Consider the following 14354-nt stretch of genomic DNA (forward strand, 5'->3'; position numbering starts at 1 on the left):
AAGGACCGCGACGACATGACCAACCCCGCCGACAGACTCGTCGACCTGCTCGACCTGGAGCAGATCGAGGTCGACATCTTCCGCGGCCGCAGCCCCGAGGAGTCCCTGCAACGGGTCTTCGGCGGGCAGGTGGCCGGCCAGGCGCTGGTGGCGGCCGGGCGCACCACGGACGGCGAGCGCCCGGTGCACTCGCTGCACGCCTACTTCCTGCGCCCCGGCCGCCCCGGGGTGCCGATCGTCTACCAGGTCGAGCGGGTCCGGGACGGCAGGTCGTTCACCACCCGCCGGGTCACCGCGGTCCAGCAGGGCCGCACGATCTTCAATCTGACGGCCTCCTTCCACCAGCCGGAGCGGGGCAGCATCGAGCACCAGCTGCCGCCGCGCCTGGACTTCCCCGAGCCCGAGTCGCTGCCGACCGTCGCCGACGAGATCCGCGAGCACCTGGGCGCGCTGCCGGAGGCCCTGGAGCGCATGGCGCGCCGCCAGCCCTTCGACATCCGGTACGTGGACCGGCTGCGCTGGACGGCCCAGGAGATCAAGGACGCGGATCCGCGCAGCGCGGTGTGGATGCGCGCGGTCGGCCCGCTGGGCGACGATCCGCTGGTGCACACCTGCGCGCTCACCTACGCGTCCGACATGACGCTGCTCGACGCGGTCCGCATCCCGGTGGAGCCGCTGTGGGGCCCGCGGGGCTTCGACATGGCCTCGCTGGACCACGCCATGTGGTTCCACCGCCCGTTCCGGGCCGACGAGTGGTTCCTGTACGACCAGGAGTCCCCCATCGCGACCGGCGGCCGGGGCCTGGCCCGCGGCCGCATCTACGACCGCGAGGGCCGGCTGCTGGTGTCGGTGGTCCAGGAGGGCCTGTTCCGCCCGCTGTCGGCCCGCGACTGACCCATCCCTGTTACGAGGAGTTCGCTGATGAGCCTGTACGACATCCCGCTGCGCACCCTGACCGGCGAGCCCACTTCGCTGGCCGACTACAAGGGCAAGGCGGTGCTGGTCGTGAACGTGGCGTCCAAGTGCGGTCTGACCCCGCAGTACGCCGGTCTTGAGCGCCTCCAGGCGCGGTACGGCGAGCGCGGCTTCACCGTGCTCGGCGTGCCCTGCAACCAGTTCGGCGCCCAGGAGCCCGGCAGCGCGGAGGAGATCCAGACGTTCTGCTCGGCGACGTACGGGGTGACGTTCCCGCTCCTTGAGAAGACCGACGTCAACGGCGACGGCCGCCACCCGCTGTACCAGCGCCTCACCGAGGTCGCGGACGCGGAGGGCGAGGCCGGTGACGTCCAGTGGAACTTCGAGAAGTTCCTGATCTCCCCGGCCGGCGAGGTGGTCGCCCGGATCCGTCCGGCCACCGAGCCGGAGGCCCCGGAGGTCGTGGCGGCGATCGAGGCGCAGCTGGCGGTCTGAGCAACCGCACGGCTGCGGGAGAAACGACGCGGCTCCGTTCCCGCCACACGGGAACGGAGCCGGCTTCGCAGCGGAAGCACGTTAGCGGATCGGCATGCCCGACAGGGTGCGGGCGATGACCAGGCGCTGGATCTCGCTGGTGCCTTCGAAGATCGTGTAGATGGCGGCGTCCCGGTGCATGCGCTCCACCGGGTACTCGCGGGTGTAGCCGTTGCCGCCGAGGATCTGGATCGCCTGCGCGGTGACCTTCTTGGCGGTCTCGCTGGCGAACAGCTTGGACATCGAGCCCTCGGCGGAGGTGAAGGGCCGGCCCGCCGTCGCCATCCAGGAGGCGCGCCACACCAGGAGGCGGGCCGCGTCGATCTGCGTCCGCATGTCGGCGAGCTGGAACGCGACGCCCTGGTTGTCGATGATCGGGCGGCCGAACTGCTCGCGGTCCTTGGCGTATTCCAGCGCGTAGTCGTACGCGGCGCGGGCGGTGCCGACCGCCATGGCGCCGACGGCCGGGCGGGACGCCTCGAAGGTGGCCATCGCGGCGTTCTTCACGCGCTCGCCGCCGCCCGCCTTCGCCTTCTCGCGGGCCCGGGCCAGGCGCTCGTCCAGCTTCTCCTTGCCGCCGAGCAGGCAGTGGCCGGGGACGCGCACGTTCTCCAGGACGACCTCGGCGGTGTGCGAGGCGCGGATGCCGTGCTTCTTGAACTTCTGCCCCTGGGACAGCCCGGGGGTGTTCGGCGGCACGATGAAGGAGGCGTGCCCCTTGGAGCCGAGGTCGGGGTCGACGACGGCCACGACCACGTGCACGTTGGCGATGCCGCCGTTGGTGGCCCAGGTCTTGGTGCCGTTGAGGACCCACTCGTCCTTGGCCTCGTCGTAGACGGCCTTCGTCCGCATCGAGGCGACGTCGGAGCCCGCGTCCGGCTCGGAGGAACAGAAGGCGGCGACCTTCACATCGTCCACGTCGCCGTACATCTGCGGGATCCAGGTGCCGATCTGCTCCTCGGTGCCGTTGGCGAGGACGCCGACGGCGGCCAGGCCCGTACCGACGATCGACAGGGCGATGCCCGCGTCGCCCCAGAACAGCTCCTCCATGGCGACGGGGATGCCGAGACCGGTCGGGTCGAAGAACTGTTGGGCATAGAAGTCCAGGGAGTAGATTCCGACCTTGGCGGCTTCCTGGATCACCGGCCAGGGGGTCTCCTCGCGCTCGTCCCACTCCGCGGCGGCGGGGCGGACGACGTCCTTCGCGAACCCGTGCAACCAGTCCCTGACCTGCTTCTGGTCGTCGTTGAGCTCCATCGTGAACTCAGCCATGTCCCCTCCACCACTTCCCGTGCCACAGACAAGCGTTACTTGCGGTAACGGCAGTATGTTACTCGTCGGTAGCGCATGTCAACCGGCGCACCACCGCTCAGCGCGGGACCTGGCCGGAGTGTTACGTTGCGCAGACATTCCGGATGGCGGAACACGCCGGCGGAACCAGGAAAGACGCAGGACGAGTACGGGCGGGGAGACGAAGCCATGGAGACCACACACCAGGCCGAGCAGCAGCGGACGTCGGCCGAGAGCCGTCGGCGGGAACTGCTGGAGGCGGCGGACCGGGTGGTGCTCCGGGACGGCCCCAAGGCGTCGATGAACGCGATCGCCGCGGAGGCCGGGATCACCAAGCCGATCCTCTACCGGCACTTCGGGGACAAGGGCGGGCTCTACCGCGCCCTCGCCCAGCGCCACACGGACGCGCTGCTCGCGGCGCTGCGGGCGGCGCTGGACGCGCCGGCGGGCCGCCGCGAGCGGGTCGAGGCGACGCTGGAGACGTATCTGGTGGCGATCGAGGCGCGGCCGCAGGTGTACCGCTTCCTGATGCACCCCGCGGAGGACAGCGGCGGCGGTGAGCACGCCGGGTTCGACGTGGGCCGCCACTCCGCGCCGCTGCTGCGGCGGATGGGCGAGGAGCTGGGCGTGGTGATAGCCGAGCGGATCGACCTCGGGCCGGGGAGCGAGGCGCTGGCGCGGGTGTGGGGGCACGGGATCGTCGGCATGATGCACGCGGCGGGCGACTGGTGGCTGGGGGAACGGCCGTGCTCGCGGGCGGAGTTGGTGCGGGGGCTGGCGGACCTGCTGTGGGGCCGCCTGGCCGCGGCGGCGGACCGTGCCGGAGGCCCGGGCTTCTAGCGGGGCCTCCGGCCCCGCACCCCGGTTGGCGCTCATCCGCGGGCCGGTGGGGGCTGGTCGCGCAGTTCCCCGCGCCCCTGAAGGCGGCCCGGGGCTCCGCCCCGGCCCCTCTCCTCAAACGCCGGAGGGGCTGAAGGCGCGGCGACCGAAGACGCCAAGGGTCCCGGGGAACGGCGCCGGCCGCAGACGAAGTCCGGCCCCTAAAGGGGCGCGGGGAACTGCGCGAGCAACCCACCACGGCCCGCAGACGACATCCGGGCCCGATAAGGGGCGCGGGGAACTGCGCGACCAGCCCACCACAACCCGCAGACAAAGTCCGGGCCCAAAAAGGGGCGCGGGGAACTGCGCGAGCAGCCCACCACAACCCGCAGACGACATCCGGGCCCGATAAGGGGCGCGGGGAACTGCGCGAGCAACCCACCGTCGGCCCGCAGACGACATCCGGGCAAAAAGGGGCGCGGGGAACTGGGCGGGCAGCCACTCGCCCCCGCCGGACGCATCCCCCGGTCAGGGCAACCCCCGCCCCGGGAACCCCAGTCCCGCCCGACGGGCAGCCCGTACCGCCCGCCCCCTCCTCCACCCCGTCAAGCGATCCGCGTACACCAACCCCTCCAGGTGGTCCATCTCGTGCTGGAGGCACCGCGCGAAGAACCCCGTCCCGGACACCCGCACCGGCTCCCCCGAGACCGTCCACCCCTCCACCACCGCCTCGTCGTACCGCTCCGTACCGGCCTCCAGGCCCGGCAGGGACAGGCAGCCCTCGGGGCCGCGGACCACCACGCCGTCCGTCGACACCAGTCGGGGGTTGACGAGGTGTCCGAGGTGGCGGACGTCCTCGTCGTCGGGGCAGTCGTGGACGAACACCCGCAGGCCCACGCCGATCTGATTGGCCGCGAGGCCGACTCCCCGTGCCGCGTACATCGTCGCGAAGAGGTCCTCGACCAGTCGGGCGAGGGAGGGACCGAAGTCGGTGACGGGCTCGCAGGGGGCGTGCAGCACCGGGGCGCCGAGGAGAGACATCTCTCGTACGGTGCCGGAACTGCCGGGAATCGGACGGTGGCGCATGGCCGCAAGCGTACGTTCCGGGCGACGCGGAGCCGCGCTGGTGGTGGCGCGGTTCGGGCCGCTGTCCGGATCTCGATAGGCTGAGGTCCGACCCAGGCGCAAGGAGGATCAAGGACGATGGCAGGCAACGCGGAGCCGCTGTCACCGCGGGCCAAGCTCGCCGTGACGGCGGGCAAGGCCGCTGCGGCGGTGTCGCGCGCGGCGGGGCGGGGCAGTGGATCGGTGATCGGCGGCCGGGTGGCGCTCAAGCTGGACCCCGATCTGCTGGGGCGGCTGGCGAACCACCTGGACGTGGTCCTGGTCTCGGCGACGAACGGCAAGACGACGACGACCCGGCTCATCGCCGAGGCGCTGCGGGCCAGCGGCCCGGTGGTGTCCAACGCGCTGGGCGCCAACATGCCCGCGGGCATCACCTCGGCGCTGGCGGGCGGCTCGGACGCCCGCTTCGGCGTCATCGAGGTGGACGAGAAGTACCTCTCGGGAGTCGCTCGCGATGTGACGCCCAAGGCGATCGCACTGCTCAACCTGAGCCGCGACCAGCTCGACCGGGCCGCCGAGACCCGGATGCTCGCGGAGAAGTGGCGCGAGGGGCTCCAGGGCACCAAGGCCGTGGTGATCGCCAACGCCGACGACCCGCTGGTCGTCTGGGCGGCGTCCTCCTCCCCCAACGTGGTGTGGGTGGCGGCCGGTCAGGAGTGGAAGGACGACGCCTGGTCGTGCCCGGCCTGCGGCGGTGTGATGCAGCGCCCCGGCGACGACTGGTTCTGCGGTGAGTGCGGCTTCCGCCGCCCCGCCCCGAGCTGGGTGCTCAGCGGCGACTACGTCCTGGACCCGCACGGCTCGGCCTGGCCGATCCACCTCCAGCTGCCCGGCCGCGCCAACAAGGCCAACGCCGCCACGTCCGCCGCGGTCGCCGCGGTCTTCGGGGTGCCGCCGCAGGTCGCCCTGGAGCGGATGTACCAGGTGCAGGCGGTCGCCGGCCGCTATGACGTCGTCTCGTTCCAGGGCCGTGAGCTGCGGCTGCTGCTCGCGAAGAACCCGGCGGGCTGGCTCGAAACGTTTTCCCTGATCGACCCGCCGCCCACGCCGGTGATCCTCTCCGTCAACGCCCGCGGCGCCGACGGCACGGACACCTCGTGGCTGTGGGACGTCGACTACACCCGGCTGGCCGGTCACCCGATCTTCGTGATCGGCGACCGCAAGCTGGACCTGGCGGTCCGCCTGGAGGTCGCGAACCTGGACTTCCGGGTCTGCGAGAGCCTCGCGGAGTGCGTCCAGCTCGCGCCCCCCGGCCAGATCGAGCTGATCGCCAACTACACCGCCTTCCAGGACGTGCGCCGCACGGTCGGCAACTGAGACCCTTAAGGAGCAAGCGAGCATGAGCGACAACAGCCTGCGCCTCGTGTGGGTCTACCCCGACCTGCTGAGCACCTACGGCGACCAGGGCAACGCGCTGGTCGTGGAGCGCCGCGCCCGCCAGCGCGGCCTCGACGTGGCCCGCCTGGACGTCCGCAGCGACCAGCCGGTGCCGTCGTCCGGCGACATCTATCTGATCGGCGGCGGCGAGGACCGGCCGCAGCGGCTCGCCTCCGAGCGGCTGCGCCGCGACGGCGGCCTCCAGCGCGCCGCCGCCAACGGCGCGATCATCTTCTCGGTCTGCGCCGGGTACCAGATCCTGGGCCACGAGTTCATCAACGACCTCGGCGAGCGCGAGCCCGGCCTCGGTCTGCTGGACGTGGTCTCCACCCGGGGCGAGGGCGAGCGCTGCGTCGGCGACGTCCTGGGCGACATCGACGAGCGCCTGGGCCTTCCGCAGTTGACCGGTTTCGAGAACCACCAGGGCATCACGCACCTGGGCCCCACGGCCCGCCCGTTCGCCCGGGTGCGCCTGGGCAAGGGCAACGGCACCGGCGACGGCACCGAGGGCGCGTACAACGAGACGGTGTTCGGCACGTACATGCACGGTCCCGTGCTCGCGCGGAACCCGCAGATCGCGGACCTGCTCCTGAAGCTGGCCCTCGATGTGAACGCGCTGCCGCCGACCGACGACCGGTGGTACGAGGCGCTGCGCGCCGAGCGCATCGCCTCGGCGACCCAGCCCGCCTGATCGGGCCCGCTGATCCGGCCCGGCCTCCGAGGGCCGGTGTTCGTACGTTCCTCCGACGTCCATCAGTCGGACGTCTGATTCGGCCCCGCCACCCTGCGCCGGTAGGGTGGCGGGGATCCAACCGGACGACGTGGTCCGGTCGTCGGCCCACGTTGCAAAGGTTTTCCGGGCAATGCGAATTGGTGTGCTCACCTCCGGCGGCGACTGCCCCGGCCTCAACGCCGTCATCCGTTCCGTCGTGCACCGCGCGGTGGTGGACCACGGCGACGAGGTCATCGGTTTCCACGACGGCTGGAAGGGTCTCCTGGAGGCCGACTACCGCAAGCTCGACCTCGACGCGGTCGGCGGCATCCTCGCCCTCGGCGGCACCATCCTCGGCTCCTCCCGCGTCCAGCCCGCGCATCTGCGCGACGGCGTGGAGCGCGCCCGGGGCCATGTCGCCGAGCTCGGCCTCGACGCGATCATCCCGATCGGCGGCGAGGGCACGCTCAAGGCCGCCCATCTGCTGTCCGAGGCCGGTCTGCCCATCGTCGGCGTGCCGAAGACCATCGACAACGACATCGCCTCCACCGACGTCACCTTCGGCTTCGACACGGCCGTGGGCGTGGCGACCGAGGCCCTCGACCGGCTGAAGACGACCGCCGAGTCGCACCAGCGCGTGCTGATCGTCGAGGTCATGGGCCGCCACACCGGCTGGATCGCCCTGCACTCCGGGATGGCCGCCGGCGCCCACGCGATCGTGGTGCCCGAGCGCCCCTTCGACATCGACGAGCTGACCGAGCTGGTCGGCCGCCGCTTCTCGGCGGGCAAGAAGTTCGCGATCGTGGTGGTCGCCGAGGGCGCCAAGCCGCGCGAGGGCTCGATGCGCTTCGACGTGGGCAGCACCGACATCTACGGCCACGAGCGCTTCGCCGGGGTCGCCAGCCAGCTCTCCGTCGAGCTGGAGCGGCGCCTGGGCAAGGAGGCCCGCGCGGTCATCCTCGGCCACGTCCAGCGCGGCGGCACCCCGACCGCGTACGACCGCGTCCTGGCCACCCGGTTCGGCTGGCACGCGGTGGAGGCCGTGCACCGCGGCGAGTTCGGGATGCTCACCGCCCTGCGCGGCACCGACATCACCATGGTCCCGCTCGCCGAGGCGACGGCGACGCTCAAGACCGTCCCCGCCGAGCGCTACTCCGAGGCGGAGTGCGTGCTCTGAGGAGCGCGTCGTCCCGGACTCCACGAGCCGCCCCCGGTCGCGATCGCGACCGGGGGCGGCTCTACTCTGGGTGCGGACAACCGGTACGAAATCAGGAGTCAGCGGATGGATCACAGCGGGCACGGCATGACGATGGATCTGCCGCCGTTCACGCTGGGACGCGGCCTGGAGTGGTCCATGGACCCGTTCTTCCTGATCGGCTGCGTCGCCGGCCTCGGCCTGTACGGCTACGGCGTGCTGCGGCTGCGCAGGCGCGGCGACAGCTGGCCGGTGAGCCGACTGGTCTTCTGGACCCTCGGGGTGCTGAGCATCGCCCTGGTGATGTGCACGAAGCTCAACGACTACGGCATGGTCATGTTCAGCGTGCACATGGTCCAGCACATGGTCATCAGCATGCTCTCGCCGATCCTGCTGCTGCTCGGCGCGCCGGTGACGCTGACGCTGCGGGCGCTGCCGGTGGCCGGGCGCGGCCGCAAGGGCCCGCGCGAGCTGCTGCTGGCGCTGCTCCACAGCCGCTATCTGAAGGTGATCACGCATCCCGCGTTCACCATCCCGATGTTCATCGCGAGCCTGTACGCGCTCTACTTCACCCCGCTCTTCGACTTCCTGATGGGCTCGAAGACCGGGCACATCGCGATGATGGTCCACTTCCTCGCGGTCGGCCTGATCTTCTTCTGGCCGATCATGGGCGTGGACCCGGGCCCGCACCGCCCCGGCTACATCATGCGGATGCTGGAGCTCTTCGCGGGCATGCCCTTCCACGCCTTCTTCGGCATCGCCCTGATGATGGCGACGCAGCCGATGGTCGGCACGTACAAGAACCCGCCCTCCTCGCTCGGGATCGACGCGCTCGCCGACCAGGAGGCGGCCGGCGGCATCGCCTGGGCGTTCAGCGAGATCCCGTCCGTGGTGGTCCTCATCGCGCTCGTCTTCCAGTGGTACGCCACCGAGAAGCGCGAGGCGAAGCGGCAGGACCGGGCCGCCGACCGCGACGGCGACAAGGAGCTGGCCGCCTACAACGCCTATCTGGCGTCGCTCGACGCACGCGGTCGGTAACGGCCGGTGCGTCCCTCTGGCGCGGCGGGGCTCCTGGGGGCGACCATGGACTCCACGGCAGCGGCCGGGAGGAAGGGGACCCCATGCCCGGTACGACGAAGGCGATGGTGGTGCTCACCGTCGTGGCGCTGGTGATGATCACTGCGTACACGGTGGCGCTCGGCAGCAGCGGCTGGCTCTGGTTCGGCTGGGTGGTCCTCGGCCTGGCGACGGTGGGCATGGCGGCTTCGCGCAGCGCCTGAGCGGCGGCCCGGCGGGCGGGCCGAGTGAGGAGCTGGTGCGTTGCTGTACTACGTGCTCAAGTACGCCGTTCTGGGGCCCCTGCTCAAGCTGCTCTTCCGGCCGAGGATCGAGGGCCTGGAGCACGTCCCGGACGAGGGGGCGGCGATCGTCGCGGGCAACCATCTGTCGTTCTCCGACCACTTCCTGATGCCGGTGATGCTCAGGCGGCGCATCACCTTCCTCGCCAAGCAGGAGTACTTCACCGGGCCCGGCGTCAAGGGCCGGCTCACGGCCGCCTTCTTCCGCGCGGTCGGGCAGATCCCGGTGGACCGCTCCGGCAAGGAGGCCGGGCAGGCGGCGATCCGCGAGGGCCTCGGGGTGCTGAGCCGGGACGAGCTGCTCGGCATCTATCCGGAGGGCACCCGCTCGCACGACGGACGGCTCTACAAGGGCAAGGTCGGGGTCGCCGTGATGGCCATCAGGGCGGGCGTGCCGGTGATCCCCTGCGCGATGGTCGGCACCTTCGAGATCCAGCCGCCCGGCCAGGTGATGCCGAAGATCCGCCGGGTCACCATCCGGTTCGGCGAGCCGCTGGACTTCTCCCGCTACGCCGGGATGGAGAACGAGAAGGCGGTGCTGCGGGCGGCTACCGACGAGCTGATGTACAAGATCCTGGAGCTGTCGGGGCAGGAGTACGTGGACCGGTACGCGGCCGAGGTGAAGGCCGAGGCGGCCAAGAAGTTCCCGAGGATCCTCGGCTGACAGCGGATCCGCGCAGGGCGCAACCCGCTGCCCCCGGTGATCACCAGGCCGTAGCGTCGGGCGCATGGGCAGAGGAACAGCGTTCGTCATAGGCGCCACAGGACAGATCGGGCGGGTCGCGGTGCGCGTGCTCGCCGAGGACGGGTGGGAGGTGCGCGCCGCCTCGCGCGGCGGCGGGAGCGATCCGCACTGGCCGGAAGGGGTGCGTCCGCTCGCGCTCGACCGGGACGCGGAGGGCGGTCTGGCCGCGGCCCTCGGGGACGGCTGCGACGTCCTGGTGGACATGGTCGCGTACGACGGCGGCCACGCCCGGCAACTGGCCTCGCTCACGGACCGGATCGGCTCGGCCGTGGTGATCTCCAGCGGGGCGGTGTACGAGGACGGGCGGGGCCGCAGCTTCGACACCCAGGGCGAACCGGACGGTTCACCGTGCTATCCGCTGCCGATCCCGGAGTCGCTGGGCACGGTCGCGCCGGGCGGCCGGACGTACGGCACGCGCAAGATCGCGCTGGAGCGGGAGCTGCTCGCCTCCGAGCTGCCCTCGACGCTGCTGCGGGCGGGCGCGGTCCACGGGCCGCACTGCCGCGCCCCGAGGGAGCTGTTCTTCGTGAAGCGGGCCCTGGACCGGCGGCCGGTGCGGGTCCTCGCGTACGGCGGGGCGAGCCGCTTCCATCCGGCGCACGTCGCCAACATCGCCGAGCTGATCCGGCTGGCCGCGCTCCGGCCGGGCTCGCGGGTGCTCAACGCGGCCGACCCGCAGGCGCCGACGGTCGCCGAGATCGGCGCGGCCATCGACGAAGTGCTCGGCGTGCGCAGCGAGACGGTGACCGTCGAGGGGCCGCCGGAGGCGGGCACGGTGGGCCTCACCCCGTGGAGCGCGCCGCACCCGGTCGTCTACGACATGTCGGCGGCCGAGCGCGAGCTGGGCTACCGGCCGGTGACCGGGTACGCGCAGTCGCTGCCCGGGACGGTCGCCTCGATCGCGGACCGGCTCGGGGGCGGCGACTGGCGGGAGGCGTTCCCGGGGATGTCCGCGTACCCGGACTTGTTCGACTACGCGGCGGAGGACGCCTGGCTGGCGGCGCGGGGCTGAGGGGAAACGCAAGGGGGCGGCCGGAGTTCCCGGCCGCCCCCACCTCAGCGGTGCTGCGCGGTCACGGCTTCGGCGTGGCGTGCGGGGCGCACGTCACATCGGCGCTGTCGACCTTGCCGGTCAGGAAGTAGGCCTCGACCCGCGTGTTGACGCACGGGTTGACCAGACCGGTCACGCCGTGCGAACCCGCGTCCTTCTCGGTGATCAGGCGCGAGCCCTTGAAGCGCTGGTGGAGCGAGACGGCGCCCTGGTACGGGGTGGCGGCGTCCCGGGTGCTCTGGACGATCAGGACGGGCGGCAGGCCCTTGCCGGTCCTGACCTCGACCGGCGTCTGCTGCTTGGTCTGCCAGGTGGCACACGGCAGGTTCATCCAGGCGTTCGCCCACGTCATGAACGGGTTGTTCTTGTGGAGCCGGGTGTTGTCCCGGTCCCACTTCTTCCAGCTGGTGGGCCACTTGGCGTCGGCGCACTCGACGGCGGTGTAGACCGCGTTGCCGTTCTCGGCGCTGATGTTGCCCTTGGTGTCCGACATGTCGGGCGCGGCGGCGTCCACCAGCGCCTGGGTGTCGCCCGCCACGTACTTGCTCCACGTCTGGGCGGTGGGCACCCAGGAGGAGTCGTAGTACGGGGCGCTCTGGAAGTAGGCGATGAGCTCGGCCGGGCCGACCACGCCGCCGATGGGGCTCTTCTTGGCCGTGGCGCGCAGCTTCAGCCACTGCTGCTCGACCTTGGCGGCCGTGTCACCGAGGTGGAAGGTGGCGTCGTTCTGGGCGACCCACTTCTCCCAGTCGCTCCAGCGGCCCTGGAAGGCGACGTCCTGGTTCAGGTTGGCCTGGTACCAGATGTTGTCGCGCGCCGGGTCGACGACGCTGTCGACCAGCATGCGGCGCACGTGCGAGGGGAAGAGCGTGCCGTAGACGGCGCCCAGGTAGGTGCCGTAGGAGACGCCCAGGTAGTTGAGCTTCTTCTCCCCGAGCGCGGCGCGGATGACGTCCAGGTCGCGGGCGGTGTTCGGGGTGGTCATGAACGGCAGCATCCAGCCGCTGCGCTCGGCGCAGCCGTCCGCGTACTCGGCGGCGAGCTTGCGCTGGGCGCGCTTGTCGGCCTCGCTGGAGGGCACCGGGTCGGCCTTGGGCGCCTTGACGAACTCCTGCGGGTCCACACAGGAGATCGGCGTGGAGTGGCCCACGCCGCGCGGGTCGAAGCCCACGAAGTCGTATGCCTTGGCGGTGTTGACCCACAGGGGGTTCTTGGCCGTCACCCGGGCCGGGAACCGCATGCCGGAGGCACCGGGTCCGCCCGGGTTGTAGATGAGTGCGCCCTGGCGCTCGGCCGGGGTGCCGGTGGAGGAGATGCGGTCCACGGCGAGCTTGATCTGCTGGCCGTAGGGGTGGGCGTAGTCGAGCGGAACGCTGACGTAACCGCACTGGATCGGCTTGGCGAAGCCCCAGTCGGCCGGGCAGTCGGTCCAGTCGACGCCCTTCTTGGCGGCCCGCTCGGCGGCGAGCTGGACGCCGCGCGCCTCGGACGTGCCGTGGTGACGGCTTTCGGCGGTGGCCGCCGGTGCCGCTATCGCGCCGGCTATGAGCGTGCCCGCTATCAGAGTGCCGGCCGAACCGAGCACTGCGGTGCGTCTCAAGTCGTTCCTCCCCCAGATGAGGTGCGCCGCGTCAAAGCGGCGCGTTCCATGGTCTCGGGGGATCCTCGCGCCTCGATGCCTGTCGAGAACAGGTCGTACTGGTGTTTCTTTACCGAACCGATAGCCGGGGAGCCGAGTCCCGCTGAGCGGTGCGGACTTCGTCGAGTACGCGCCGCAGCAGCCGGGCGTCCGGCGCCAGGGCCGTCACCAGGAAGGCGGGCCCGGCCAGCGGAGTCAGCACCGCGCTCTCCCCGAGCATCCGCGCCGGGAGGGGGTTTTCGGCCAGCTCCGGGTCGACGACGAGGAGCTGCCCCACCGCCCGGTGCCCGCCCAGGACCGCCGATCCGTTCCAGCCACCGGGCGCGCCCGGGCCGTACGCCAGCTCCTGGTCCAGGAGCGGGCGGCCCGCGCGGTGCACGGTGAGCCGGGTGGTGAGCGTCCCGGGGTCCTCGCCGTGGCGTCCGAGGATCTGCTCCTCGCGCAGCACGAGCCGCGCGTCGGGCGCGAGCTCGACCCGGGTGCGCATCCGCAGATCGCTGCCGCGCGCCGAGATCAGCTGCTCGGGCAGCCACTGGAGTTCACCGCCGGGGCCCACGCCCAGCCGCACGTCGTAGTGCGCGGGCTCGCCGGTGCGGCCGGGCAGGGCGATGGTGGCCGCGGCCGCGTCCACGGTGAGCCGGGCGCCGTCCCGCACCTCGGCCTCCACCGCGAGGCGGTCGCCGCCGAGCGGGGCGCTCATCGCCCCGACGACGGTGACCCGGTGGCGGCCGCCGGGGGCCCGGGTGCGGCGCAGCGCCAGCGGCCCCTCCCCCGCGAGCACGGGCAGGCCCTCGGGGGTGGCGACGATCCGGGCGGTGGCGCGCACCCCGGAGCCGGTGGTCATCGCCGCCATGCCGCGAGTTGCTCCCCTACCCACGCGGCGACCGCGTCCACGCCGTCCTCGGAGCGCAACGACTGGAAGACCACGGGCAGTCCGGCCCGCTGCCGCTCGGCGTCGCGGGCCATGCGCTCCAGGTCGGAGCCGACGTACGGGGCGAGGTCGGTCTTGTTGACGACGAGCAGGTCGGCCGTGGTGACCCCGGGGCCGCCCTTGCGGGGGATGTCGTCGCCGCCCGCCACGTCGATGACGAAGATCTGGGCGTCCACCAGGCCCTTGGAGAAGGTGGCGGTGAGGTTGTCGCCGCCGGACTCGACCAGGATCAGGTCGAGCGGCCCGACCGCCTCCTCCAGGTCCTCGACGGCTTCGAGGTTGGCGGAGATGTCGTCCCGGATGGCGGTGTGCGGGCAGGCGCCGGTCTCCACGGCCTGGATCCGCTCGGGCGGCAGCACGGCGTTGCGCAGCAGGAAATCGGCGTCCTCGCGGGTGTAGATGTCGTTGGTGACGACGGCCAGCGAGTAGCGGTCCCGCAGGGCGCGGCAGAGCGCGGCTACGGTCGCGGTCTTCCCGGACCCGACGGGTCCGCCGAGCCCGACGCGCAGCGCGCGGCGCGTCCCGTCGGGCCGGTGGGCGTCGGCGCTGACGGCGGCGGGGCCGGGGTGGGAATGGTCGAGATGCATGGGGGCGGCTCCACTCTTTCGGTTGGCCGGGCGACGTGAGCCGGTCCGGGGAAGGTCGGCCCGTCCGGCGTTCGAG

General features: G+C 72.0%; 15 protein-coding genes. 10 read left to right on the forward strand and 5 right to left on the reverse strand.

Annotated features, from left to right (window positions below; all coding sequences use genetic code 11):
* Positions 1 to 15 precede the first annotated feature (15 nt).
* Together AC069K_RS07360 and AC069K_RS07365 are read left to right on the forward strand one after the other, a co-directional pair.
* Positions 16 to 894 carry an acyl-CoA thioesterase gene (locus tag AC069K_RS07360; protein WP_365108870.1) on the forward strand — a complete coding sequence of 293 codons (879 nt, stop codon included), beginning with the start codon at positions 16 to 18 and terminating at the stop codon, positions 892 to 894.
* 27 nt (positions 895 to 921) lie between these two features.
* On the forward strand, positions 922 to 1410 hold the full coding sequence (locus tag AC069K_RS07365) for a glutathione peroxidase (RefSeq protein ID WP_365108867.1): 489 nt from the start codon (positions 922 to 924) through the stop codon (positions 1408 to 1410).
* 81 nt (positions 1411 to 1491) lie between these two features.
* Here the strand turns inward: AC069K_RS07365 and AC069K_RS07370 are convergent, their stop codons facing one another.
* Positions 1492 to 2721, reverse strand: coding sequence for an acyl-CoA dehydrogenase family protein (locus AC069K_RS07370; RefSeq protein ID WP_365108864.1), 1230 nt, complete (start codon positions 2719 to 2721; stop codon positions 1492 to 1494).
* 207 nt (positions 2722 to 2928) lie between these two features.
* Between AC069K_RS07370 and AC069K_RS07375 the strand changes: the two genes are divergently transcribed.
* The gene (locus tag AC069K_RS07375) at positions 2929 to 3579 is read left to right on the forward strand and encodes a TetR/AcrR family transcriptional regulator (protein WP_365108861.1); all 651 of its coding nucleotides are present in this window, start codon (positions 2929 to 2931) and stop codon (positions 3577 to 3579) included.
* 507 nt (positions 3580 to 4086) lie between these two features.
* On the opposite strand, the gene def is transcribed toward AC069K_RS07375, so the two are convergent.
* Complete coding sequence (def, locus tag AC069K_RS07380) at positions 4087 to 4644, reverse strand: peptide deformylase (protein WP_478613041.1); 558 nt, start codon at positions 4642 to 4644, stop codon at positions 4087 to 4089.
* Between the two features lie 117 nt (positions 4645 to 4761).
* Between def and AC069K_RS07385 the strand changes: the two genes are divergently transcribed.
* The 7 genes from AC069K_RS07385 to AC069K_RS07415 all read left to right on the forward strand — a co-directional run bounded on the left by AC069K_RS07385 (position 4762) and on the right by AC069K_RS07415 (position 11082).
* Positions 4762 to 6000, forward strand: coding sequence for a MurT ligase domain-containing protein (locus AC069K_RS07385; protein ID WP_358836097.1), 1239 nt, complete (start codon positions 4762 to 4764; stop codon positions 5998 to 6000).
* A gap of 22 nt (positions 6001 to 6022) precedes the next feature.
* Positions 6023 to 6751, forward strand: coding sequence for a type 1 glutamine amidotransferase (locus AC069K_RS07390; RefSeq protein WP_361381817.1), 729 nt, complete (start codon positions 6023 to 6025; stop codon positions 6749 to 6751).
* Positions 6752 to 6923: 172 nt separating this feature from the next.
* Complete coding sequence (locus tag AC069K_RS07395; protein ID WP_365108854.1) at positions 6924 to 7949, forward strand: 6-phosphofructokinase; 1026 nt, start codon at positions 6924 to 6926, stop codon at positions 7947 to 7949.
* Between the two features lie 105 nt (positions 7950 to 8054).
* The gene (locus AC069K_RS07400; RefSeq protein WP_365108851.1) at positions 8055 to 9005 is read left to right on the forward strand and encodes a cytochrome c oxidase assembly protein; all 951 of its coding nucleotides are present in this window, start codon (positions 8055 to 8057) and stop codon (positions 9003 to 9005) included.
* An 83-nt stretch (positions 9006 to 9088) separates the two neighbouring features.
* Entirely contained in the window at positions 9089 to 9247 is a 159-nt protein-coding gene (locus tag AC069K_RS07405) for a hypothetical protein (protein WP_180357116.1), read from the forward strand.
* 40 nt (positions 9248 to 9287) lie between these two features.
* Entirely contained in the window at positions 9288 to 9989 is a 702-nt protein-coding gene (locus tag AC069K_RS07410) for a lysophospholipid acyltransferase family protein (RefSeq protein WP_478613048.1), read from the forward strand.
* A gap of 64 nt (positions 9990 to 10053) precedes the next feature.
* On the forward strand, positions 10054 to 11082 hold the full coding sequence (locus AC069K_RS07415; RefSeq protein ID WP_478613051.1) for an NAD-dependent epimerase/dehydratase family protein: 1029 nt from the start codon (positions 10054 to 10056) through the stop codon (positions 11080 to 11082).
* Between the two features lie 61 nt (positions 11083 to 11143).
* On the opposite strand, the gene AC069K_RS07420 is transcribed toward AC069K_RS07415, so the two are convergent.
* From AC069K_RS07420 to ureG, 3 genes are all read right to left on the reverse strand, one after another.
* Complete coding sequence (locus tag AC069K_RS07420) at positions 11144 to 12721, reverse strand: alpha/beta hydrolase (protein WP_365108843.1); 1578 nt, start codon at positions 12719 to 12721, stop codon at positions 11144 to 11146.
* 109 nt (positions 12722 to 12830) lie between these two features.
* Entirely contained in the window at positions 12831 to 13613 is a 783-nt protein-coding gene (locus AC069K_RS07425; RefSeq protein ID WP_478613055.1) for an urease accessory protein UreD, read from the reverse strand.
* Positions 13601 to 14278, reverse strand: coding sequence for an urease accessory protein UreG (gene ureG / locus AC069K_RS07430; RefSeq protein ID WP_478613058.1), 678 nt, complete (start codon positions 14276 to 14278; stop codon positions 13601 to 13603). Before ureG ends, AC069K_RS07425 begins: the two co-directional genes overlap by 13 nt.
* Positions 14279 to 14354 lie beyond the last annotated feature (76 nt).

Source organism: Streptomyces sp. NPDC043908 (assembly GCF_056435525.1).